This window comes from Litoreibacter sp. (assembly GCF_039974535.1).
GTDB lineage: Bacteria > Pseudomonadota > Alphaproteobacteria > Rhodobacterales > Rhodobacteraceae > Litoreibacter.
On sequence record NZ_JBDWIU010000008.1, the window covers coordinates 45,264 to 68,202 of the forward strand.

Consider the following 22,939-nt stretch of genomic DNA (forward strand, 5'->3'; position numbering starts at 1 on the left):
AGTCGCTGCCAAGTCGCGCGAAATTACACCAGCGTGCCAATGATGTGGCGCAAGGTCGGGATACCTATGCCTTTCTCCGAGGAGGTCAGGACGATCTCTGGGAAGGCGGCCGGGTGCCTTTGCAACGCGGTGCTAACTTGGGCGATGACTTTTTCCAGCTCGCCTTTTTTCAATTTGTCGGTCTTGGTCAACACAACTTGGAATGTGACCGCCGATTTGTTCAGCAAGGACAAGATTTCTTCGTCCACAGCTTTTACCCCATGGCGCGAATCGATGAGAACGAACGCGCGACGCAGCGTTTGACGGCCCGACAGATACGCTTTGAGCAGGCGTTGCCATTTTTTCACAACCGCTAGCGGGGCTTCAGCGAAACCGTAACCCGGAAGGTCGACCAAGTAGTGACTGTCCGTTAGCGTGAAGAAGTTAATTTCTTGCGTGCGCCCGGGGGTGTTGGACGTACGTGCCAGAGACTTACGGCCGGTTAGTGCGTTGATCAAACTTGATTTTCCGACGTTCGAGCGCCCGGCAAAGCAGATTTCAAGCCGATCGGCAGGGGGCATGCCATCCATCGCGACGACGCCCTTTAGAAAATCGGTCTCGCCCGCGAACATGACGCGGCCCTTCTCGATTTCTTCTGGTGTCGGCTCTTCTACAACGGTGAAAGTAAAGCTGGTCATATGATCTGTGCCTTGTCGCCGTTGCGAATGACGCCAGAGTTTTTGACGACGCCGTAGATGCCAAAGTCTTGGTGACCCCAAGTTTTGAGCGCGCCCAAAGTATCTGCATCACGTTCGCCCGTGTCAGGGTTTGCGGTGGTCGCGAGGCAACGTGTGATACGTTCCTCGATGCTGAACTCTACCTCGCCAATGCGAAGGGTTTTACCGATCCAGTCAAATTCGCTCCAAGCCTCTAGCCCATCTAACCAGAGGTTCGCACGCCAACGGTTCATTGACAGCTCAGTGTCTAGCTTGCCTTCTACGGCACGGTGGGTTGCGACATTGGCAATGGAGATGGACGGGAACGGAGTGTCCGTCATGCCGCGCCCATCGACCCGCACGACGCGTTCAGATTGTGCGCGGTCCTCAGGCATAAGCGGGCGAACCCACTCGACCAGTTGAGCTTCGTCGCGTTCGGGGTGCAGGGTCACTGTCTCTAACTTCGGGTGCGTTAGGGTCAGGGCTTCGGTCGCTTCATCCAGCTGACAGCGAACAGCCATCAGTTGGGGGGCCTTGGCCCCCCGAGAGAAATTAGCGCATTTCGCCCACTCTTTGCCGTCAATGCGAGCCCCCTCATGGGCGATGGCCCATGTGCGATCCCATGGCATTGTGCGGCCCGCCTCAAGCGAAACTTCGTCCAATGGCTCTTGCCCGTGTGCTTTGACGGGGTATCGCCAGATATGGGCAAGAGTCGTGGTCATTCCTTGTCACCTGCCGGAGCTTTGTTCCGTTTAAAGCCAGATTTGATATTGCCGAAAATGTCCGGCTTGTACCCTTGGCTACGCATGATGGTGTATTGCTGCGTGAACGTGATGATGTTGTTCGCGATCCAGTAGAGCACCAAGCCGGATGCGAAGCTACCGAGCATGAACATGAAGACCCATGGCATCCAAGCAAAGATCATCGCTTGGGTTGCGTCGGCGGGTGCTGGATTGAGTTTTTGCTGCAGCCACATGGAAACGCCCAAGATGATTGGCAGAACGCCCAAGGACAAAATAAAGAACAGAGAACCGGGCTCGGGCGTTGCATAGGGCAGGGCGCCGAACAGGTTTAGGATCGAAGATGGATCAGGCGAGGACAAGTCGCGGATCCAGCCAACCCATGGCGCATGGCGCAGCTCGATTGTGTTGAAGATCACCTTGTAGAGCGAGAAGAAAATTGGGATCTGCAAAAGGATCGGCAAGCAACCAGCGGCAGGGTTTACCTTCTCTTTCTTGTAGAGCGCCATCATCTCTTGCTGAAGCTTTTGGCGGTCGTCGCCAGCTTTTTCTTTAAGCTCCTGCATTTGCGGTTGAAGCTCTTTCATCTTCGCCATGGAGACGTAGGACTTATATGCAAGTGGGAAGAGGACCGACTTGATCAACAGGGTCAAAACAATGATCGACCAGCCCATGTTGCCAATGATGCTGTTGAGCCAGTGCAATACTGAGAAGATTGGCTTGGTCAGGAAGAAGAACCAGCCCCAGTCGATGCTGTCGATGAAGTTGTGGACGCCCTGAGCTTCATAGGTTTTAATTTTTTCCCACTCTTTGGCGCCTGCGAATAAACGCGTGCTCACTTCAACCGTTTCGCCCGCTGCAATATCCACAGGCTGCAAGCGCGCCTCTGTTTGGTAGATGTCCGCACCAGGCACGTATTTCACAACCGAGGTAAACGGAGTTGCGCTGTCGGGGATCAGGGTTGTCATCCAGTATTTGTCGGCAAAGCCAACCCAGCTGTTTTCGGTGACGGCTGTGACCTCAGCGTTCGCGGCTTCGCGCGGAACCGTTGGGAAGTCCGGCATGTCGTCGTAGTCGATCTCGCTCAACACGCCATCAGCCATGACAACGACGCCTTCATGCGCGATGAAGAAACCTTCGATTTCAGGCTCGCCGTGACGTGCAACGATGCCATAAGGCTGGATGCGTTGTGCTGTTCCGGTGGCGTTTTCCACTTTTTGGGTAATGGTAAACATGAAGTTTTCATCAACGGCGAAGGTGCGGTTGAAGATCAAGCCCGCGCCATTGTCCCAAGCCAAGGTGACAGGCGCACCGGGCGCAAGTGTTTCGCCCTCGGCCAATGTCCATGGCGTGTTCGCGCCGGGAACTTGATCGTAGGTTAGGGAGCCGGATGGGGCCCAGCCATAAAGAGCGTAATAGGATTGATCGGTGCCGACGGGAGAGAGGAGCGTCACGTTTTCGGAGTCATCCTCAAGCGTTTCGCGGTAGGAGGACAAGGACAAGTCATCAAGGCGGCCGCCAGTGAGAGAGATTGATCCCTTTAGGCTAGGTGTCTCGATTGTGATGCGCGTGTCTTCCGCCAGCGCGGTGGCACGTGCTTCGGCGACCGATACAGGCGCCGGAGCAGGTGTTGCAGTTGCCGTCGCCGGTGGCAGGGCCGCTGTTCCGTCAGATTGCACTGTCGCCGTTGGATTGGCGTTGGGGTCAACCGCAGGCTGATGCTGAGGAAAAAAGTACATCCAACCAATGATCACCAAAACGCTGAGCGCAGTAGCAAGAATGAGGTTCTTGTTTTGATCGTCCATTATCGGGCCGCCACCTGTCAATTTTAAGTCAGGCTGGTTCAACAGGCTGGGGAGTGAAAGGTCAAGCAGTATTGGTTGAATCGCCCACTTTTGAATGTGACAAAGCGTCCATTAAAGTGAGGCGCATTTACCCAATTCGGCGCGGGAAACAACTTGTGTGGGACACGTTTGATTGATGCTCCGTAATCCAGTTCGTTGTCTGCTCAAATGGCATCGGCTTGGCAATCGCATACCCCTGCATGTGGGTGCAGCCCAATTGTGACAGAATGCTTTTCTCGCCCACGGTCTCGACACCTTCAGCGAGCGTTTCGATTTGTAATTGATCCGCCATGCTGATGATTGCATTGACCATTCGCTGCTGATCAGGGTCTTCATCGGCACGCGTGATGAAGGATCGGTCAATCTTTACACGATCAACGGCGAAGCGGCGAATGTTGGCAAGAGACGCATGCCCCGTTCCGAAGTCATCTAGGTCGATGCGGTAGCCTTGTTTCCCTAATGCCCTGATATTGCGGGTAACTATGTCATCATCTTCTGAGATCACAGTTTCCAGTATTTCGACGGTCAGTCGCTCTGGACGTAGATCGAACCGGTCAACATCCCACTTTATCCGCTCAATGAGGCCGGGGTTTCGTAGGTCTTGTGTCGCGAAATTGACGGCAACCGAAGGTATTTTGTGCCCAGCGATATCCCACGCACGAATGGCTCGTAGAGCATGTTGGAGCATGGTTTCGCTTAATTGCTCCAACGCATTTCCAGCTTCGATGCTCGGCAAAAACTCTGCGGGTGAAAGTAACCCGCGTGTCGGGTGGTCCCATCTTGCCAAGGCCTCAAACCCGGTGATCATTCCGGTGTCGGTCGAAATTTGCGGTTGATACCACGCAACAATCTCACCATCGGTTAATGCCCGTAGGACATCGTTGGACATAGTGGAGCAATCATTGATGTGAGTAGGGGTGTTGGAGGAAAATCCCCTAAGGTTGTCGGGACCTTTTGATCTGGCGTCCATGAGAGCGAGAATCGCCGATTGCCGCATAGATGCCGCTGTGTGCTCAGGTGCTTGAGCTTCCAAGCAGAACCCCGAACTTACGGTGACGTAGGCATTTGAGTTGTCGACGGATATGGCTTCGCGAGCTGACACCTGCAGCCGCTCAATCAATGAAATAACTGCTCCCAATTCCGGCGTGCGAATCTTGGGCACTGACAAAGCGAGTTGCGTCTCGTTTAAACGCGCGACAGTGTCACCCTCGCGCAGAACGGCGCAAAGGCGATCTGTTAATTCGGACATGATGGTTTCTATACCCGTGGGGCCCCAAGCATTGCGTAACTCTTCCGGCGAATCCAATTCCAACATGATCGCAGCACAGCGGGTGTGGGCGTCGGATTTCGCCAACCCGTCGTTCAACGCAGCGTCAATTCCAGCTTCGCCATCTGTGGATAGCTGAAGCCTGTAAGGGCGCGCTTGTACTGGGCGAATACCAAGCAATAACAAAGGAATAGAGAAACTCGCGAAGGCGATGAATTGCCATTGGCTTGTCGCATATGAGATGCCTGCAATCATAGGTAACGCAGCTAGCCCAAAGCGCGTTACTGCCTTCGATTCAAATAGTTTGTAGGCCCATAATTTTAGATATTTCATCGCTTACCCTCTCGCACCCTAACAAGGCGAACTTAAGGGCGAGATATCCCAGCAGCGTTAATCTTCGCCACGCAAATTCGGAAGCTTTTGTTCAACTTTTACCGGATCGCGTGTCAGCCCCGCGAAGTCAAACAGGCTTGGGTCTAGCAGGTGAGATGGATTGGTGTTGGTCAGCGCGCGGAACATCTTGTTACGGCGGCCAGGGGCCCTTTGCTCCCATGTATCCAGCATTTGCTTGATGTTTTGTCGCTGCAATCCATCTTGCGAGCCACATAGATCACACGGGATAATCGGATAGTTCATGTCACGCGCAAATCGTTCGCAATCGGCTTCTGCAATGTAGGCCAGCGGGCGGTAGACGAATACGTCACCCTCTTCATTTAGTAGCTTCGGGGGCATAGCAGACAGGCGCGAGCCATGGAACAGGTTCAAAAAGAAGGTTTCAAGAATGTCGTCGCGGTGGTGGCCAAGGACGACGGCGGAACAGCCTTCCTCGCGGGCGATGCGGTACAGGTTGCCACGGCGAAGACGTGAGCATAACGCACAATAGGTACGTCCTGCCGGAACCTTGTCTTTCACGATTGAGTAGGTGTCTTGGTATTCGATCCGGTTTGGAACGCCCATTTTTTCCAAAAATTCTGGCAACACCGTTGCGGGAAAGTTTGGCTGGCCTTGATCCAGATTGCAGGCAAGTATTTCGACAGGCAGCAAACCGCGCCATTGAAGCTCGGTTAGGGCGGCCAGAAGGGTGTAGCTATCCTTGCCGCCTGACAAACAGACCAACCATTTAGCGCCCCGTTCAACCATGCCGAAGTCGTCGATTGCTTGACGCGTGTCACGGATGATGCGTTTGCGCAGCTTTTTGAACTCGGTCGTCGAGGGCGCGCCGTGAAACAGCGCGTGAATGTCGTCCAGTGGCTCGTCGGGCGTGTCAGGTTTATCCAGCATGGCCGCGCTTATAGGCACAGGTGAGTAACAAAGAAAGAGGGGCTATAATCAGTCCGGCACGTCGTCCACCCCCATGCCACCCCAAGGATGGCAACGGGAGATGCGGCGCATTGTAAGCCAAGATCCCTTAATGCCGCCGTGCTTCTTTAACGCTTGTAGTGCATAGGCGGAGCACGTGGGGTCATAGCGACAATTGTGCCCGACCCAAGGACTGAACATTGCGCGGTAGCCACGTACCGGTAGGGCGCATATCCACGCAAGAGGGGTCATGAGTGGACCTTTGTAACTGCGCGCTTCAGTTCAGAGACGAGTTGATCGAAGGGGCGGGACACCGTTTCATTGGGTCGCCCAACCAAGACGTAATCCCAACCATTTAGGGCTTCAACACCCAAGACGATACGCGCAACTTCACGCAACCTGCGTTTTGCACGGTTGCGCATCACCGCATTGCCGATTTTCTTGGAACAGGTGTAACCCACGCGCGGGCCGTCTTCATCACCACGAAGGCGCGCTTGAAGAAGAAATCCCGGTTGACCAGAACGCTTGGCGCGCGCCGCGCGCAGAAAGTCGGCTCGCTTGCTGATAACATCTAGACGAACGAAAACCGCCGGTGGCACGTCCGCGACGGGGACGTCTTGTCCTGTCACGCGGGCCTCCGGCGGCATCTAGATCAATCGGAAGAAGAAGGGCGCTTACGCGCTCAGCTTCGTCCGGCCTTTCGCGCGGCGCGCGTTCAGGATCTTGCGACCAGCTTTGGTTGCCATGCGTGCACGGAAGCCGTGGCGGTGTTTGCGAACCAGGTTCGACGGTTGGTAAGTACGTTTGCTCATGAGCGAGGCTCCTGCGGATCGGGGGCAAATCTACAAAGGATTCGAACCCATATGTGTTCAGAGCCTGCGTCATAGACAGCCCTGCGTTCTGCGTCAACGGGCAAACAAGACCAAACCTGCAACAATTCGCAGTGACGTTGTAACCTAGTTTGCATTTATCGGCCATCTAGGGGGTATTTAGCTCACCCATGATCAAGCACCCGTGAACCACGGTATCAAATGACCAGTATATCGCCCAATAGGGTTACAACTTGTAGCATGCAAACATCCAAGAATATGGCGGAAATGATGGCAAACTCAGAAAAATCAACCCTGCAGCAAAGGCTGCCAATCATAATAATCGTTGCAGTGGCCCTCATTGGGGCATTCACATTGCGTGATTACTTAAGTTTTGAGTCGCTGCGCGATAACCGTGAGGCGTTGATCGAGTTTCGGGATGCCAACTACTTAACCGCGGTCTTGGGTTTTATTGCTATCTACATTGTCATAGTGGGCTTCTCCTTGCCAGGGGCGGGGGTTGCGACGCTGACGGGAGGCTTTCTTTTCGCGACGTTTCCTGGGTTTCTTTATAACATCACGGCGGCAACCATTGGGGCGACCGCAATTTTTTCCGCAGCGCGCATGGGGTTTGGCGACAAACTCGCAGCCAAAATGGAAAGCGGTTCGGGAATGATCAAAAAGCTGAAGGACGGCATTGATGAGAATCAGTGGTCCGTCTTGTTCTTGATCCGGCTTGTTCCCGCCGTCCCGTTCTTCGTGGCTAACTTGGTACCTGCGTTGGTCGACGTGCCTTTGCGCCGTTTCGTGATTTCGACGTTCTTTGGTATTCTCCCCGGATCCTTGGTGCTGACATCTGTGGGCGCTGGTTTGGGCGAAGTTTTCGCAAGTGGCGAAACACCTAACCTTGGCATCATCTTTGAGCCGCATATACTGCTGCCAATTCTGGGGCTGAGCGTTTTGGCGCTGCTTCCGATCATTATTAAGGCCGTTCGCGGCAAAGAGGGACTTTGAGCATGACTAAGATTACAACCGACCTGTTGGTAATTGGCGGCGGCTCGGGCGGGCTTTCTGTTGCTGCGGGCGCTGTTCAGATGGGCGCTGATGTTGTTTTGCTTGAAGACCACAAGATGGGTGGCGACTGTTTAAACTATGGGTGTGTCCCCTCGAAGGCACTGATCGCAGCTGGCAAGCAAGCCTACACATTGCAACATGGTGCAAAGTTTGGCGTGGCTGACGTGAAGCCGAAGGTGGACTACGCAGCGGCCAAGGACCACGTAAACAAAGTGATCGCCACGATCGAACCGGTCGATAGCCCAGAGCGATTCGAAGGCTTGGGTGTGAATGTTATTCTCGAGCGTGGGCGCTTCACGGGGGAAAATACGGTTCAAGCCGGAGACACGGAGATTACGGCGCGACGGATCGTTGTGTCCACGGGGTCTTCCCCATTTGTGCCGCCTATCCCTGGGATTGAAACAGTTCCCTACCTAACCAATGAAAGCTTGTGGGATCTACGTGAGCTGCCCGAGCATCTGTTGGTAATTGGTGGTGGCCCGATTGGCATCGAGATGGCTCAGGCACATTTGCGCCTTGGGGCGAAGGTGACGGTTATCGAAGGCATGAAGGCAATGGGCAAAGATGACCCAGAGCTCGCGGCAATCGTGTTGGAGCGGATGCGCGAAGAGGGCATGGTCATCGAAGAGGATGCCTTGGCCGAAGAAATTAGCGGCAAAGCAGGCGATATCACGGTGAAGGCCAAGGATGGCCGCGTCTTTAAAGGAACGCATTTGTTGATGGCCGTTGGCCGCGCGGCAAATGTGAATGACATGGATTTAGAGAAGGCGGGGATCGAGTATTCTCGTACTGGCATTGATGTGGACGCATCAATGCGCACCTCCAATAAGAAGGTATATGCGATCGGCGACGTGGCTGGGCAGCTGCAATTTACCCATGTCGCGGGCTACCACGCGGGCGTGGTTATTCGCTCCATTCTGTTTGGCCTGCCGTCTAAGGCCAAGCAAGGACACATCCCATGGGCCACTTATACTGATCCTGAGTTGGCGCAAGTGGGTCTGACCGAGGCGCAAGCGCGTGAAGAGCATGGCGACAAAGCGGAAGTGTATCGCTTCCCGTTCCATGAAAATGACCGCGCCATTGCTGAGGGAAAAACCACTGGCCTTATCAAGGTTATGGTTGTGAAAGGGCGCCCTGTTGGAGCGTCTATCGTTGGCGCAAGTGCAGGCGACCTGATCGGGGTCTGGGCGTTGGCGATTGCGAATAACCTGAAGATGAGCCAAGTCGCTGGTATGATTGCGCCATATCCTACACTTGGAGAGGTCAATAAACGTGCAGCGGGTGCCTATTTCTCGCCAAGATTGTTTGAAAGCGATATGGTGAAGCGCGTGGTTGGTTTCGTGCAAAAATATTTGCCGTAAGCGCACTTCTGGAGGCAGTTGATTGATAAATTCGCTCTCAGGTAGATTTCTTCTATTAACCGTCATCTTCGTGATGCTGGCAGAGGTATTGATCTTCGTGCCTTCGGTCGCCCGTTTTCGGCAGGACTATCTGCTGGCGCGTCTGGAGAAGTCTCAGATCGCCTCGCTTTCTGTGCTTGCCGCGGATGAGCAAAGGATCTCCTCGGGCCTAGCGCAGGAACTGTTGGACCTTGCTGACGTCTATAACGTGGTATTGCGCCGAGACGTGGCCAGCCAATTGGTGCTGTCTTCCCCGGTCCCCGGTCCCGTCACCACGATGGTCGACCTCAGAGATCCATCCGCGTGGTACTTGATCATGGGGGCCATGAAGCAAATTTTCGACGAACCTGAAGGGGTCATTCGTGTATTGGGTGAGCCATCCGAGGCCACAGGCACGTTAATTGAAGTCGCGATGCCGCAAGCCCCCCTCAGGGCCGCGATGATCGACTATGGGCTTCGGATTTTGGCGTTGTCGGCCATTATTTCCGTGGTCTCAGCTGCTTTGCTTTTCTTCGCGGTTGGTCGCTTCATGGTGCGCCCGATCAAGGGGGTTGTGAGTACGATGGAGGCGTATGCGCTGACCCCAGAGGACGCGCGGTTGGTGATAAAACCGACCTCATCGATTACGGAACTGCGTGCGGCGGAAGAGACATTGGCGGAATTGCAAACCCGTTTGACTGGGTCGTTGAAGCAAAAGGAACGGTTGGCCCAATTGGGCGGCGCGGTCGCCAAAATCAGTCACGATCTTCGAAACATATTGACGACGGCCACCTTGCTGGCTGACCGAATGGAGCGGTCCGACGACCCAGCGGTGCAACGTTCTGCACCAAAATTGGTGAACTCGCTGAGCCGCGCCGTGAACCTATGTGAAGGAACTTTGGCCTTTGGTCGTGTCGACGAAGCCCCGCCGCAACTTGCGATGACGCAAATCCATGACATCGTTGATGACGTGTTGAAAAGCGAGCAGCTGTCCACGAAGACTGAGATTAGTTTTAAGGGGGACGTTTCACCTCAAATGATCGTACGGTGTGATGGTGAGCAGTTGTATCGCATCTTGGGCAATTTGGTGCGCAATGCTCGTCAGGCGCTTGATGCGAAGGGGCTGGGCGGAGAGATAACAATTTCCGGAAGTGAGGCGCTGGATGGGTGGCGTTTGACAGTGTCGGATAACGGCCCTGGGCTTCCTCTGAAGGCTCGTGAGAACCTGTTCACGGCCTTTGAAGGGGGCGTTCGGGTCGGCGGTTCAGGTTTGGGGCTCGCAATTGCTTCGGAGTTGAGCCGTGGGCATGGGGGGGAACTGACCCTGCTGAACTCTGATGAGGATGGGACCGAATTTCAACTGTTCCTTCCCAAGGACAGTGCGATCTTCGAAGAAGCTGCCGAGTAGAAGCAGCCAAGACCTGCTAGCATAATGCTGAGGGTTCTCTCGATTAAGACCTTGTTTATGAAAATCAATCTCAGTTGACCCATTCGCATGGTAAGTACTTTCCAGACCGTCATTCTTGGCGGGCCTGCTGACATTAATCATGATCATCATGGCCGAGTTCCGGTCAAAATAATGATGCTCACTTTGGGTTATGCTCCATGACGTAGCTGCTGAGTGGTGAGGTGCAAGGTAACGGATTTTCGCAGAGCGAGTAGGTGAATCCCAAAACCAGCTTGAAAAGCTTCATGATTGTCCAAGAGGTGAGAGGCTGAGTGCGTTGCAACTAATCTGTTAAACACAATGTGATCTGAACTGCAGGGCATCGCTGTTTAAGGAAAAATAATAGCTTCGATACTCTTCTTCAGGTTCGTTAAAAGACGTTTTCCGCAAATCGTGCGATGTTCTTTTCAGAACTGACTTAATTGGGGTTGCATTGCCGTTTGGGCGGGGGTACATCGCCCCCAGTGGACCGATAGCTCAGCTGGATAGAGTACCTGACTACGAATCAGGGGGTCGGGGGTTCGAATCCTCCTCGGTCCGCCACTACCCCTTGTTGAACGTCACACGAACTTGACCCAACCGTCACAGTTGGACCAATATCGAAATGTTCAAAATGAAATGTATGAATACCGAGTAGATCCGACGCTGTCGGTTCCAGTGATTTGATGCGATGTAGCTTTCGGCCCTTTCCGGGCTTTGACCGACCGTCGCATGCCACGCTGCAGCTTCCCGGAAGCAGACATTAACCGGTCTTCTATTTTTCCATCCACAAGCGGCTCTCTATGCGCAGTTGCACGACCCGCACACTGCATGTTAGCCGGGCCATAGTCATTCCTGGGTATGCTGCCCAGGTGTCGGTTCGGGTTGGCTCGGTGATTGCACACCTTGCCAGCCTGAACCGGAACGGCCCAATGCTGCCGTTCGAAAGGGTCAGCCTTCGCTGCGCAGCAGAAAATAAAAGCAGACGTTGCTGATATGCTTGTATAGTGCGTTTGTTTAGCCTTTGGGTGGGCACTACGGGAGGAATTGGCATGATTGACACACTGTTAGCACTTATTGGCCTAGGGCAATCGCAGAGTCACAGGTCTTCAGATCGTTTTGCGATTGCATCTTCACACTTGGCAAACGTCGAACGCATTTGTTTGGAAACGGGTGTCCAACTGAACTATGAAATCCAACGCCTCTCCCAACTTGCCGAAGAGATGAGGGTGCCGCCAGACCAAGCCATCAGCCCACTTTTCAGAATGGCTGAACAAAATGAGCAGTTAGGCGAAATGGCTACGACAAACCGTGAACTACTAAGCAAAAAGGGCGCAAACGCTCAGGTCGTGGCAGAGTTGGAGCGCTGGGAAAGCACCTGCAGCGTCATGCCAAAGCAAATTGATCTTACCGTTCGCCAGATCGAAGAAGCACTACAAAAAGCATAAGCCCAGCACTCCTTTGCTTCAATTCCTAGGGTTTTCTCTGGCCGGCACTAGGAATTAACGCGGTAGGAAATAGCTGGCATTCATGGAGTGAACTGAATTTTTGCTAGTTGGAATGTTAGTAGCCTAACAAAATCGGAAAATATGCCGTCGATTGTTCAGTTCACAGTTCTTTCCCAACAAACTTCGCATTCATTACATTGTAAATGCAAAGTTGCTGAACGGTCCAAGTGCAGTTGCTGTCGTTCGGCATCGCCATGTCGCCGTCCTCAGTGTAGCGGATTATCAAAAGGTCTAGCTCGCCCTCAACAGTTTCACGCAATGTCTTCGCCTTAACCCAAACGCGTGCATCGCAGCGGGCAATAGTGGAATACTGAATTTTCCGAAACTCGAACTGCTCAAGCTCCACAAATTCGGCCATGGTACGCATTTCGCCAGCCATCTTGTTGACTGGCTTCTTGGTGAGGTTCACGGCGTACTTACCCATTTTCCCGTAGTTTTTGGATTTCCAGCCTGACAGAAATTCATTCACTGCTTTCTCAGGTGTATCCGCTCCGAATTCTTCGTCAAACGGGCCGTCCAAAGAGTGCGGTTCAAACGCTCCGATAGCCCGTTTATCGGCTTGGGTTTTCTGGAGTTGCTTCAAACTGTCTGAAAGCGAATGGTTGGCCTTGCGTTCGGCTTCTGCCTTTCGCTCATCCTCAGACGATTTATCTATGGCCCAATCCACCAGTGCTATCATGAGAAGCCAAGCTTTTGCGCAGACCGTTTTATTGGCATAGCCAAGGGCGCGACCATGAATGATCTTGTGACGTTCTGGCATCGTCACTTCGTCGTCACGCGACTTGTAGGCTCCTTTAACCAGCAAACCAATCATAGAGGGCAGCCCGGTGGCGTGGCCAGTAATTGAGTCATATACTGTCAAGTCTGCCTTTTCGGCGAATGGGCTTACTCCTGAAATGTCAGAGGCAAACCCGTCGCATGCAATCAAAATCAATGGAACGGCTGCCATGTAACGTTCTTCGAGATAGAGATTCAGCGCCTCTCTCAACTGATCGTCGCGGAGTATGGCTTGGTGAAAACGGCGCGCTCGGGTGATTGCAAAAAGTTCGATGGTCTCTTTTGTGAACCAATCCACAATCGCTTGCTCTGCCTCTTCCTCCTTGCCTGTTTCAGCGAGGGCTATTGCTTCCTGCATCAAGGTGACCGACAAAGCAGAACCTACGCAAACCCACCCCTTCGGCCCAAACAACTCGTTGAAACGGTCGGGAAGCTCAATGATCTTAGATTGTTCCGCCAAGTCTGCCGCCATTGCCCCGAGTTCTCCGAATTTCTCTTTATTGATGCCAAGGCGACCCAAAATCCCAAATGCACCGCCCGCAGCCTTAACCAGCGGCAAAACGTCTTTCATTTCCTTTGCCGTCGGGTTGTCGGAAATCTTTGCTTTTTTATTTTCACTCATTCGTCCAGGTCCTGTTGTCTGCTAAACATTCCAGCATATGCGCTACAACGTGCACACAGCGTGGATCACCAACTGTGCATGCCGTGGGCGAAGAACTGATCGTCTGACCAGTCTTGCACGCAGTCGATTCTGCCAAGCTGTACATCGTTCCATCAACAATGCCGCTAGACTATGCACTAGGTTTAGGGTGGTTGATATTTACCACACCAATATCTAGAATTCGATGATAGATTTACACTTTTGAGGAGAGAAATTTGCCGACGACAGTACATTTTATCGATGTTGGTCAGGGAAACATGGTGCTAATTGAAGCAGCCAGTGGTTCTAAGTTCGTATTTGACTGCAATATAACCGACGAGAATGAAGATCGCGTTTTGGACTATGTTGCAGACCAAATCGGTGAAGGTAAATCATTACATGCCTTCATATGCTCGCATCGGGACGCAGACCATATGCGTGGCGTGAAAAAGCTGCATGCGCGCTTTCCTATCAAAACCATTTGGGACAGCGATTACCCAGGAACAACCACGGACTCATCCGAATATCGTGCATACATGGACCTGAGACGGCAGCTGGGCAGCAAAGTCATAAAAAAGGCCACGTATCAGGACTTTGGACGTACACGGTTCCGGTATCTTAGCGCCAAGGATGATCGGTTAGCCAGCAATGCGAACGCTCAAGGCATAGTAATAAAGGTTGAGCAAAGAAATGATGCTATGGATCGGATCGAGGGTAGTGCAATGTTGCCCGCTGACAGCGATGCGGAAACTTGGCGTCAGGGCATCTTTGCTGATTACAATAAATCCGAGGTTTCTTCGAATATCATGATGGCCGCGCACCACGGGTCGATCTCATTCTTCGACGATCCAAATCTAACCTATTATTACAAAGATCATATGGCTGCGATCAAACCAGCAATGACCGTTGTTTCGGTTGGGCCAAACAGCCACGGTCACCCCAATGAGACCGCGCTTGGATACTACCGCGAGTTTTCGACGGGTTCAGACAAGGGCAACAAGGTGTTTCGAACCGACACCAAAGGAACGATGAAACTCACCCTGAAATCCGGGGGAGGCTGGAACCTCTCACCAAATTCATGATTAGTGATTGGTTCGACAAATATAGCTTACAGGCTCGGTTGGCCCCAGCCCTATTGAGCCTGTTTCCTGCCATTCTGATAATGGCATTGGCATTTCCCCAACTGTACGAGACAGCAGTCGGATTTGTTGGTTTGGCGTTGGTTTGTGGCGTACTAACAATTGCCAGTCATTTCGCCAGAACCAGAGGAAAAAAGGTTGAACAACGACTGAACGCGAAGTGGGGTGGAAAACCAACAACACGGTTTCTTTTGGACGACAACAGCGAGCTGGACGACCAGACCCGCAATCGATATCTGGCACATTTCTCGAAGAATGTGCCAGACTGGAATTTAGGTGAAGATCCAAAACAGGGAGTCGAATCTGCTGTGCGTTGGCTTCTCGAAAACACCAGAGACACTTCCGCATATGGCTTGATTTTTAAAGAAAACATTTCCTATGGATTTCGGCGTAATTGCCTTGGTATGAAACCGATAGGATCACTTATCTCTATGATCTGCGCAATATATTGGGGCACCCAGTTATATATCCAACTTCCAGCTCTATCTGAAACCCGTCCTACTGATTTGATAGGCTTAAGTGTTTCCGCAGCACTAGTACTTTGGTGGCTATTTGTGGTTGGTGAAGAATGGGTAAAAGAGGCCGGAAATTCATACGCTAAAGCCCTTCTCGGATCAATTGATACCATGGGATGAGTATCATTTTCATCGCGAGCGTAGGCACATCAAAAAACATATCTTGCAACCAGAATGCGTCAACGACCGCTTTTTCCTTCCAAAGACGAGCCTTTTGCACCTGCAACGAATGGCTGCTCTCCGCCCTAGGAGCCTAAACCAATAATTCATCGGTACTCCGTCTAGACAACACCGTATTGGTTTCAAAAAACCACCCACACTTTGTATGCGTAGCTAACGAATACCGCATGAGAAGCATACGCGCGGTTGCCCAGCGGACACCGAGGTGGTTTGCAAAGCTTCGAACCGTTTTGTTGTTCATCGCGGCCTCAGCCAACTCACGTTGTGAAAATCGCCGTCTTGGGCGACCTCGGTTGACTGGAAGGCTCTTCTCCGCAAATAACTGCCTCAATTTCTTTGAAGAAATGCCGATTTCTCGTGCCAGATCCACGCAGTTTTCTCCCCTTTGGTGCCTCTTATGAAGGGGCGTCAAGAAATCTATTTGGACCAGGTCAAGCATTTGAATAACGTAGACACTGGCTAGGCCAAGCTGTTCTCCAATCTCAAGAATTGAATTCGTGCCCACGTATTCCATTTTTACGTCTGCGGGGCTGAAAATCTTAATGTCGGCAAGGCTTTTACAGACGACAATCGTGTCGCGATTCTCATGCGAAATCATGTAAATTTTCCGCCGTAATCTCATCCATTCAGCACCTTAATGGTCGTTCTCGCGAGGCGTTTAGAAACGCTCGCGGTTCTTTCATGCCTACCCAAACCAATTTGGTCCTGATTTTAAGATTTTGAATTTGTTGTAAAATTCCGCAATGTTTGTGCGGGAATCACAAATGGAGAAATTGCAATGTCTTAAGATCGAAAAAGCCCCACGAAAGGGCCAACTTCCGAAGGGGCTTGTGCAAAAGATTGCCGCCTAATGCGCACCCTTCATGATCCAAATTTGGAGACCCGTCAAGCCTGCAGAGCTTTCTGCGGACGGGTCTTTTTTGTCTCAACGATTATGGAGAACCGGACGGCGCTAGGTGAGGCCTAGCCGCTGCGGTAAAGATTATGACAAAATACTATGATGACGATTTCTATCGCCCACCTGAATCGACGACGGCCGGGTTGATGTTTCCTGCGCGTTCAAAACTAACTGTGCGTGGATTTACGTTGGCACAGACACCCGCTGAAAAGCGATGGCGTCAAATCATCTCTGCAAGCCAGGGTGAGCGAGAGACCTGTTTGCTGGTTTTGGCGGATTCCAATCTGTGGAATTTGCATGACCAGCCGGAAACAGTTGCGTTTGTCGACGTTGATGGGTGCCAACGGACACACCGTTTTGACTACCTTGCTGAGTACCGTGACGGATTGAAGGTCGCTCTCGCTGTCAAACCGGCATCGCGGGTAGATCGGATAAATTTCCGCACAACGTTGAAGGCCATTCGTCGTGACCTGCCAATGGGGTTTGCTGACAAGGTTTGTCTTGTAACTGAAAATAACCGTCACCCGAAAGAAGTGCAGAACGCACAGATGTTGAATTTTTTCCGGCGCAGCCCTGATGAACATGCAGATGCATTGACGTTGGAGCGCATTGCCACACTCACGGAAGAGGTTTCAATCAATGACCTGATATCCCCAATGGGACTTGGCGCTCGCGGCTATCGTGCTGCGTTCCGTGCGATCTATGGGGGGCTTCTGCAAGCGAACACTCGTGAATTCATCTCAATAAATTCCATCGTAAAACCAAGAAAGAGGAACGGATGAAACATATGCCTATTCGACTAAACCTAAGCCCGTCTGATGCGGTGTTGGGGAAAGGCGACATCCATTTCGTTCAAAAAGTAACGGCTAACGTTGTAACGCTGCTTGCTAAATATGCTGGGGCAGTCCCTCAATCGTTCACCCATGATGAGCTCGCCAAATTGCTTGATGAGGGGCATTTTGCCATCGAGTACGGGTACTTTTCCGATCGGCAGGCGGCGCGGAGGGCCCGTGCCGGTCGGTCGTTGTTGTCACGGTTGTCCTTAAAAGCACAGCTTGGAGCATTCCAATGTGAAACCTGGTGTGAGGTGATGATTGAGGCTGAAACAGAAGGCGAATTCAATCGATCATCTGCGCGTTGGAACGAATTTGTGCCAAAGCTGCATGAGAAAGTAAGGTCCAGACTTGAGCATGGATTGTTGAAAACGCACGCAGACTCTCCGATAGATCCAAAACTGCTCAGCCATGTTCCAAGTAGAACCAAAGCGATGGGACAATTACGAGCTTGGGAGAAGACAAAAGACCCCATGATTTTTGTCAAGAAGTCGATTTTCAATGGTCAGAATGCAAAACGTGTTCACCCAGAAGTCGAATCCGCCATTCAAGTTGAGTTGGCGCATTTTTTGCATCCGAATGAGATCTATCCATCACAGGTGTTAGATGCGGTTAACGCGGAGGTGCGGCGGAAAAATTTAGCACGAGCAGTTTCGGGCGAAGAGCTCTTAACTGAAACCTCTTTGAGCACGGTTGAACGCCGTATCGATGAATTGGACCAATTTGAGATTCTGGCAGCGCGAAAAGGCGTTGCCTATGCGAAGAACAAGTTGGGTGCACATGGCGGCGGTCTAACACTTCAGGCTCCTTTGTTTAATATGGAGATGGATGAGTGGGAAATGGATCTGATGGCCCAGTTGAAGGCTGCTGGTGCTGATGTTTCAGATCCCAGTTTGCGCGATCTCGAGTTTGGTCGCTATTGGGTGTGCGTTGCGATGGATGCAGGGAGCCGCACCATATTAGGTTTAAAGCTCTCAGTTAAACCGAACGCGATGGATGCGAAGTCAGTTCTGTGGATGGCCATGCGTGATAAAACCGAGCTCGCAGCCAGTTTAGGGTGTGAAACGCCCTGGGCGCAACATGGGCATGTCTATCATGTCGCCGTGGATAACGGTCCAGCTTTTGTGAATGCCGACTTTAAAGCCGCGCTGTCGGACTTAGCGATCGATTACTCAGTGTTACCAGCGGGGGTTCCAAAGTTACGTGCGCGCGTTGAGCGAGTGTTTCGTTCAATCATTATGCTCCTGATTCCGTTTCTTACGGGACGAACGTTTTCTAACCCTCAAGAACGGGGGGATTACCCGTCAACACAATACGCGGTGCACACGGCCGAGAGTATCGTAGAGCTGTTGGTTCGCTTTACCGTTGATGTTTACCACAATCGTAAGCATCGGGGCCTTGAGTACGCGACGCCGAACAACATGTGGGACAAGTTGATTGCTGAGTTCGGTTGGTCACCCCCTATGAGCCAGCACAAGTTGCGACATATTCTCGGCTTAAAATTCAATAGGAAAACCGGTCCGCACGGCGTTTTGATGAACGGTATAAATTACCATTCAGATCGCCTTGCACTGCATTTTCAAAAACATGGACGGCAAAACGTCGAAGTTAGCGTTGATCCTGAAAACATTGGGCACATTTCGGTGTGGCTGGATCGAGGCGTCGATGGCGGGTGGTCCACCCTTCGCGCGTGCCAAGAAGGTCTCGAAGGTATTTCCTTCGCGTCTTGGGAGCGTTCAATTTTTGAATTGCGCCAAAATAATCGCGCTGCTGCCAGTTTAACGCAAGATGTGATGGATCGGGCCATCGAATGGATTAAGAAAATTGATGCAGAGCAATGTGCAATGCGTCAGCTAGGGCCAATCAATCTCACTGTTGAGCAGATTCAACGTGCACAGCGCGAGACCTTCTGGGGGTTGTCTTTGGGCACTGAGGCGCAGGTTTCTCTAAAAGGGCGTTCAGCATCAGAAAACCAAGATGTGGGTTTGCTTTCTGATGAAATCGAAGTCGAACCAAGTATTTTGCCTGAGGAACTTTCTGTCCTGTCACCGCGTTCGGAGGAAATCGTCGAGGAGTGGCTCTTCAGTGATGAACTCGGAGCCGAAGGCGATGGTCGTGCGATGAGTGACGCGACAGGGGAGGAGAACAGCAATGAATAAGCTAAGTAAAGATTTGCGGGCGGATGGCGAAATTCGCAAGCGGGTACAAGCACTGCGTAAACTTTACATCCCGCGGCCTGAATTCAATAAGCTGGATGTTTGTTTTCAAAAACACATTGAGCAACGACGTGCAGATGAGGCTGACGGAGAGGCATTTAGGGCACGGGGACTTATGCTAGTTGGCCAATCAGGCAGCGGAAAAACGACAGCGATACGCGAGCTTATCAGAAAACATAGCACTTTGATTACGACAGATTCATCTTTGGAGTTTTGTGAATATATTGGTCTTCAGGTTCCAAGCCCTGCCACCATGAAGTTTGTGGGTGCAGCAACGCTGCGGGCACTTGGATACCCTTATTCTGGCAACAAGCAGGGACCAGCAATTTGGGATCAGGTCAAAGTGCAATTGAAGCTGCGAGGCACCAAGTTTTTGGGTTTCGATGAAGCCCAAGATCTGGCGCGCTATCAAACAGACAAGGAACGGCAATCTGTCGTTAATACTTTAAAGTCGCTTATGGAGAACTCAGTTTGGCCTGTTGGGTTGGTGTTGTCCGGAATGCCTGATCTCAAGCATATTGTGAATCAAGATGCCCAATTGGCAAGGCGGCTTGATCCTGTCGAAATTGGCCGACTGCACAGTATCAGAGACGTCGGGCCGGTGATCAAAATTGTTAAGAAATATGCTGCACGGGGACGGATGGATACTGACGAATCCGTTCAAAGTGAAGCCTTCGCCATGCGGCTTATGCATGCGGCTGATTATCAGTTTGGATTGCTTGCAGAGATCATAGTACTGGCTGTTTCACATGCCCTATTTTCAGAGGGTGGCGATGCGACACTTGAGATGAGCCATTTTTCTGACGTCTACGCTGAGCGTAACGGGGCAGATGACTGGATGAACATCTTCATTGCTGATGACTATGGCCGCATCGACCCGAAAAGGCTTTTAGATAACGATTCTGATGATGGAGTGAACGAATGAGAGGGCCGTTGATCTCCAGTCTTCCCTTGAATGAGGGGGAAGCTCTCTCGGGGTACATAAGTCGTCTCGCATATATCCATGAGACGACACCACGCGATTTTTGCTCCGATCTCGGTATGAGTTGGCCATTTCTATGTAGTGGCCGAAGAGATCAAATTGAACGTTTGGCTTGGCTGATCGGGGGGCGTACGAATGAGTTAATGTTAAACAGCCCACGAAAGATTGGTGCTGGGATCTATCAGTTGGGTAAAACAACTGCACGAAAAGGTGTGCTCAGTCGAACCTCAGTCAGGCTTTGCCCAAAGTGTATTGCGCCTACGTTCTCTTCGACTGGTGGGGCAGGTCTTTGTCAAAAGTTAGAATGGTCAGTCGACTGTCTCTTTTCATGTGGCATTCATAAGTGCCCTTTGATCACAGTACCTTCTGCAAAAAATACACACTCAACCTACGATTTCGTATCGCGCGTCTTAGAACATCAAGAATTCATATGTGCGCAAGCCCTTAAGCCCGCAATATTGCCTCGAACGGATTTTGAGGATTATGTTCGCCAGCGGATTAAGGACGGACCGCAAGATGATTGGCTAAAAACACTCGATCTGTTTCATCTTTATAGAGCAAGTTCTACTTTAGGCGCCGTTATTGAAAAGGTCGAAACCCTAGCGCTGGAAAGTTTACCGCCAGAGAAGTTACAGGGTCTTTGCCAAACTGGGTTATCCTGTTTGCTAGAGGGCCCAATTGCATACAAAGAAGCGTTGTCGGCGGTTTATCGGAAGAATGCAGGTGAGCGGCCGTACTACAGTGTCGATTTGGCTCAGCTTTATAAATGGTTAAGAGCTTCGCACGATGAGCCAGGATTAGAAACTTTCTCCAAAACCACCCGGGAGCATGTGTTCAGAACTTATCCCATCCCATTGCGTAAAGAGGTGTTTGGCCAAAAACCATCTCGGCAAGAGTGGTTTTCTCTTTATGAAGCGAGAAAAAAGTCTGGGTTTGGCAGAGTGTTTCTCAAGAAATTATTGGGACATATGACTGGCGAAAATGAAGTTGAGGCCCTTTCCCGTACAGACGTACACATCGATGAATTGGCTGCGGTCCAAGCATTCTGGGAAAGCCTAATGAGCTTAATGAATGCGGCATCTCGGCTTGGAGTGAACCCAACGCAAATTAAAGCCCTTCAAAGCAAAGGCGTCTTAAAAATGATCAAGATCAATTCTTCTCTCAGATACTTTGAGAAGGATGAGATCGCCCGGCTTCTAGAGAAGCTTGAGGAGTTGCCCAGCGAACTCCCCGACAAAAATCTAATTCCTATCAACGAGTATTGCCGCTCAAAGAGTGTACCCTTGGCACACGTAATCGATCTTTGGGTTAAGGGGCTGTTAGATGGAGGGTTAAGCCGGGGAACAGGCAATAGCCTTCAATCCATTGAGGTGGATTGTAACCTTTGTTGTCACAAGGCTGGGCAGGTGCTGGCGTGTGACTTAGAACTAATTGAAGCTGCAAAATATTTGAAAATAAACATCGCGGCTATCCGGAAACTTCGCAATGGAGGCCAGCTAATCCAAATATTCCGGCGAAACCCAGATACCAACCACCTAAAAAATTACATCACTAGAGAGAGTATTCAGGAATTTGAAAAATTATATATCACACTCGGCCAAATGGCGTCTCTACAGAAGGTTGAGCCGATCCACCTAGCGCGTCGCTTAGATAGGGATGAGATTTGGCCCATCACATGCGCGGGCGCGTTCGTGCGCGTATATGATCGGCACGTAATCAACTAACACTTGGCAGATGTGCGCCTTTCAGTTTCGGTATGGGATCGGAACGAAGGTAATTGCAGTTAGAAAGCAAATGATCATGAAGTATAGCGGTAATAAGACACACCCTGATCAGCATAAAATCGATGATTGGTTTCTATATGGCCCGAAGAACCAAGAGATTGAAATCCTAGTCAGGGAGTTAACGATTGGCCATGGGCTACGGCTTGCTGAGGTGGAAAATCTGATCGTTGAAGCGCTTAGGCAAAGTTTGCCAGGGCATTGAATTTTGTGATCGGTGGGCCATCGGGTAGTCGAACTCGGACGTGCCTGAAGTCAGGAGTTGTTTTTAATGGCCTTCCGGTGCGTATATTATGGTTTGTGCTCCATGCTGCTGCAGCCCGCTATTTCAACGTGTTGTACTGGTGCATAAATCAGGTGCAGAAAGGGGATCATTCCTTAAGGGTATCTGTCGCAAAGTAATCGTTTTGAACAGCCAAAGCTGGTCATTCACATACGTTATCCCGATTAGTTGGTTTCTAAGGTTTGGGTTGCTGTTGCCTGCACATTATCAGCGACATCCGACATCAAGACGTATACCAAAGAAGCGAAAATCAAAACGGCAAACGTGCTAAATGCAATGCCTATTGGGTCTTTGAAGCCCTGACGTCCGTTAAACCGCCGATCGCCCACCCACCCAGCTGCTGCGAATATGAAGAGCGGAACTGTGAGAACAGACATTCCTAGTCCGGCGACTAGCAAAAGTATCCAGATCAGAACTCCGATCCAGTGGCCAGTTTCCAGCCCCCTGAAGGCCAACTCACCGAGTTTTCCTGCTACACCTAAACCAGTCACTCCAAGTAGTAACCTAGTCATCAGATTCGTGTAGCCCGCCGCACCTTTCTCGACAGAAGGTCTTAAATCATAGCGGCTAGGCGGCGTATCATCATCTACATCGGATTGTGGGGAACTAGTCATGGGTATCTCTTCGTTAGGGGCCTAATAGAAGTCTCAAGGC

21 protein-coding genes and 1 tRNA gene are annotated in these 22,939 nt (G+C 51.3%); 11 read left to right on the top strand and 11 right to left on the bottom strand.

From position 1 onward, the window contains the following. Positions 1 to 23: 23 nt before the first annotated feature. The 8 genes from yihA to rpmH form a co-directional block, all read right to left on the bottom strand. The gene (gene yihA / locus ABJN86_RS06220; protein WP_348365580.1) at positions 24 to 677 is read right to left on the bottom strand and encodes a ribosome biogenesis GTP-binding protein YihA/YsxC; all 654 of its coding nucleotides are present in this window, start codon (positions 675 to 677) and stop codon (positions 24 to 26) included. Beyond that, positions 674 to 1,417 (bottom strand): MOSC N-terminal beta barrel domain-containing protein, encoded by a 744-nt coding sequence (locus ABJN86_RS06225; RefSeq protein ID WP_348365582.1) that lies wholly within the window; start codon positions 1,415 to 1,417, stop codon positions 674 to 676. The genes yihA and ABJN86_RS06225 overlap by 4 nt, the downstream gene beginning before the upstream one ends. Next, the gene (yidC, locus tag ABJN86_RS06230; protein ID WP_348365583.1) at positions 1,414 to 3,240 is read right to left on the bottom strand and encodes a membrane protein insertase YidC; all 1,827 of its coding nucleotides are present in this window, start codon (positions 3,238 to 3,240) and stop codon (positions 1,414 to 1,416) included. Before yidC ends, ABJN86_RS06225 begins: the two co-directional genes overlap by 4 nt. A gap of 127 nt (positions 3,241 to 3,367) precedes the next feature. Next, complete coding sequence (locus ABJN86_RS06235) at positions 3,368 to 4,879, bottom strand: bifunctional diguanylate cyclase/phosphodiesterase (RefSeq protein ID WP_348365585.1); 1,512 nt, start codon at positions 4,877 to 4,879, stop codon at positions 3,368 to 3,370. Between the two features lie 57 nt (positions 4,880 to 4,936). After that, positions 4,937 to 5,827 carry a tRNA 2-thiocytidine(32) synthetase TtcA gene (ttcA, locus tag ABJN86_RS06240; RefSeq protein ID WP_348365586.1) on the bottom strand — a complete coding sequence of 297 codons (891 nt, stop codon included), beginning with the start codon at positions 5,825 to 5,827 and terminating at the stop codon, positions 4,937 to 4,939. Positions 5,828 to 5,875: 48 nt separating this feature from the next. Next, positions 5,876 to 6,097 (bottom strand): membrane protein insertion efficiency factor YidD, encoded by a 222-nt coding sequence (gene yidD / locus ABJN86_RS06245; protein WP_348365588.1) that lies wholly within the window; start codon positions 6,095 to 6,097, stop codon positions 5,876 to 5,878. After that, positions 6,094 to 6,474, bottom strand: coding sequence for a ribonuclease P protein component (gene rnpA, locus ABJN86_RS06250; RefSeq protein ID WP_348365590.1), 381 nt, complete (start codon positions 6,472 to 6,474; stop codon positions 6,094 to 6,096). Before rnpA ends, yidD begins: the two co-directional genes overlap by 4 nt. A 45-nt stretch (positions 6,475 to 6,519) precedes the next feature. Continuing rightward, positions 6,520 to 6,657, bottom strand: coding sequence for a 50S ribosomal protein L34 (gene rpmH / locus ABJN86_RS06255; protein ID WP_298258298.1), 138 nt, complete (start codon positions 6,655 to 6,657; stop codon positions 6,520 to 6,522). A gap of 288 nt (positions 6,658 to 6,945) precedes the next feature. On the opposite strand from rpmH, the gene ABJN86_RS06260 reads away from it, so the two are divergent. From ABJN86_RS06260 to ABJN86_RS06280, 5 genes are all read left to right on the top strand, one after another. Beyond that, positions 6,946 to 7,668, top strand: coding sequence for a VTT domain-containing protein (locus ABJN86_RS06260; RefSeq protein ID WP_348365592.1), 723 nt, complete (start codon positions 6,946 to 6,948; stop codon positions 7,666 to 7,668). Between the two features lie 2 nt (positions 7,669 to 7,670). After that, positions 7,671 to 9,089, top strand: a complete 1,419-nt coding sequence (locus tag ABJN86_RS06265; RefSeq protein WP_348365593.1) for an FAD-dependent oxidoreductase — start codon at positions 7,671 to 7,673, stop codon at positions 9,087 to 9,089. Positions 9,090 to 9,111: 22 nt separating this feature from the next. Further along, positions 9,112 to 10,515, top strand: coding sequence for a HAMP domain-containing sensor histidine kinase (locus ABJN86_RS06270; protein ID WP_348365594.1), 1,404 nt, complete (start codon positions 9,112 to 9,114; stop codon positions 10,513 to 10,515). A gap of 505 nt (positions 10,516 to 11,020) precedes the next feature. Next, positions 11,021 to 11,097: transfer RNA gene (locus tag ABJN86_RS06275), tRNA-Arg, on the top strand. 575 nt (positions 11,098 to 11,672) lie between these two features. Continuing rightward, positions 11,673 to 11,981 (top strand): hypothetical protein, encoded by a 309-nt coding sequence (locus ABJN86_RS06280; RefSeq protein ID WP_348365596.1) that lies wholly within the window; start codon positions 11,673 to 11,675, stop codon positions 11,979 to 11,981. Positions 11,982 to 12,141: 160 nt separating this feature from the next. Here ABJN86_RS06280 and ABJN86_RS06285 read toward each other — a convergent pair whose 3' ends face one another. Then, positions 12,142 to 13,440, bottom strand: coding sequence for a hypothetical protein (locus ABJN86_RS06285; protein ID WP_348365597.1), 1,299 nt, complete (start codon positions 13,438 to 13,440; stop codon positions 12,142 to 12,144). Positions 13,441 to 13,694: 254 nt separating this feature from the next. On the opposite strand from ABJN86_RS06285, the gene ABJN86_RS06290 reads away from it, so the two are divergent. Continuing rightward, positions 13,695 to 14,540 carry an MBL fold metallo-hydrolase gene (locus tag ABJN86_RS06290; RefSeq protein ID WP_348365599.1) on the top strand — a complete coding sequence of 282 codons (846 nt, stop codon included), beginning with the start codon at positions 13,695 to 13,697 and terminating at the stop codon, positions 14,538 to 14,540. A 53-nt stretch (positions 14,541 to 14,593) separates the two neighbouring features. Continuing rightward, a complete protein-coding gene (locus ABJN86_RS06295; RefSeq protein WP_348365600.1) occupies positions 14,594 to 15,232 on the top strand; it encodes a hypothetical protein in 639 nt (212 codons plus the stop codon). Positions 15,233 to 15,365: 133 nt separating this feature from the next. On the opposite strand, the gene ABJN86_RS06300 is transcribed toward ABJN86_RS06295, so the two are convergent. After that, positions 15,366 to 15,890 carry a hypothetical protein gene (locus tag ABJN86_RS06300; RefSeq protein ID WP_348365601.1) on the bottom strand — a complete coding sequence of 175 codons (525 nt, stop codon included), beginning with the start codon at positions 15,888 to 15,890 and terminating at the stop codon, positions 15,366 to 15,368. Positions 15,891 to 16,276: 386 nt separating this feature from the next. On the opposite strand from ABJN86_RS06300, the gene ABJN86_RS06305 reads away from it, so the two are divergent. From ABJN86_RS06305 to ABJN86_RS06320, 4 genes are all read left to right on the top strand, one after another. Further along, entirely contained in the window at positions 16,277 to 16,972 is a 696-nt protein-coding gene (locus ABJN86_RS06305) for a hypothetical protein (protein WP_348365603.1), read from the top strand. Beyond that, on the top strand, positions 16,969 to 19,182 hold the full coding sequence (locus tag ABJN86_RS06310) for a Mu transposase C-terminal domain-containing protein (RefSeq protein ID WP_348365604.1): 2,214 nt from the start codon (positions 16,969 to 16,971) through the stop codon (positions 19,180 to 19,182). The genes ABJN86_RS06305 and ABJN86_RS06310 overlap by 4 nt, the downstream gene beginning before the upstream one ends. Continuing rightward, complete coding sequence (locus tag ABJN86_RS06315) at positions 19,175 to 20,164, top strand: TniB family NTP-binding protein (RefSeq protein WP_348365606.1); 990 nt, start codon at positions 19,175 to 19,177, stop codon at positions 20,162 to 20,164. Before ABJN86_RS06310 ends, ABJN86_RS06315 begins: the two co-directional genes overlap by 8 nt. Positions 20,165 to 20,571: 407 nt before the next feature. Next, on the top strand, positions 20,572 to 21,945 hold the full coding sequence (locus ABJN86_RS06320) for a hypothetical protein (RefSeq protein ID WP_348365607.1): 1,374 nt from the start codon (positions 20,572 to 20,574) through the stop codon (positions 21,943 to 21,945). Between the two features lie 504 nt (positions 21,946 to 22,449). Here the strand turns inward: ABJN86_RS06320 and ABJN86_RS06325 are convergent. After that, positions 22,450 to 22,899, bottom strand: a complete 450-nt coding sequence (locus tag ABJN86_RS06325; protein ID WP_348365609.1) for a hypothetical protein — start codon at positions 22,897 to 22,899, stop codon at positions 22,450 to 22,452. Positions 22,900 to 22,939: the final 40 nt, after the last annotated feature.

Bases quoted from the DNA above. Each gene is read 5' to 3' on its own strand.
- ABJN86_RS06300 (WP_348365601.1), bottom strand. From the start codon at position 15,890: ATGATTTCGCATGAGAATCGCGACACGATTGTCGTCTGTAAAAGCCTT.
- ABJN86_RS06225 (WP_348365582.1), bottom strand. From the start codon at position 1,417: ATGACCACGACTCTTGCCCATATCTGGCGATACCCCGTCAAAGCACAC.
- ttcA (WP_348365586.1), bottom strand. From the start codon at position 5,827: ATGCTGGATAAACCTGACACGCCCGACGAGCCACTGGACGACATTCAC.
- yidC (WP_348365583.1), bottom strand. From the start codon at position 3,240: ATGGACGATCAAAACAAGAACCTCATTCTTGCTACTGCGCTCAGCGTT.
- ABJN86_RS06305 (WP_348365603.1), top strand. From the start codon at position 16,277: ATGACAAAATACTATGATGACGATTTCTATCGCCCACCTGAATCGACG.
- ABJN86_RS06325 (WP_348365609.1), bottom strand. From the start codon at position 22,899: ATGACTAGTTCCCCACAATCCGATGTAGATGATGATACGCCGCCTAGC.
- ABJN86_RS06235 (WP_348365585.1), bottom strand. From the start codon at position 4,879: ATGAAATATCTAAAATTATGGGCCTACAAACTATTTGAATCGAAGGCA.
- ABJN86_RS06285 (WP_348365597.1), bottom strand. From the start codon at position 13,440: ATGAGTGAAAATAAAAAAGCAAAGATTTCCGACAACCCGACGGCAAAG.
- ABJN86_RS06265 (WP_348365593.1), top strand. From the start codon at position 7,671: ATGACTAAGATTACAACCGACCTGTTGGTAATTGGCGGCGGCTCGGGC.
- yidD (WP_348365588.1), bottom strand. From the start codon at position 6,097: ATGACCCCTCTTGCGTGGATATGCGCCCTACCGGTACGTGGCTACCGC.
- ABJN86_RS06310 (WP_348365604.1), top strand. From the start codon at position 16,969: ATGAAACATATGCCTATTCGACTAAACCTAAGCCCGTCTGATGCGGTG.
- yihA (WP_348365580.1), bottom strand. From the start codon at position 677: ATGACCAGCTTTACTTTCACCGTTGTAGAAGAGCCGACACCAGAAGAA.
- rpmH (WP_298258298.1), bottom strand. From the start codon at position 6,657: ATGAGCAAACGTACTTACCAACCGTCGAACCTGGTTCGCAAACACCGC.
- ABJN86_RS06260 (WP_348365592.1), top strand. From the start codon at position 6,946: ATGGCAAACTCAGAAAAATCAACCCTGCAGCAAAGGCTGCCAATCATA.
- ABJN86_RS06315 (WP_348365606.1), top strand. From the start codon at position 19,175: ATGAATAAGCTAAGTAAAGATTTGCGGGCGGATGGCGAAATTCGCAAG.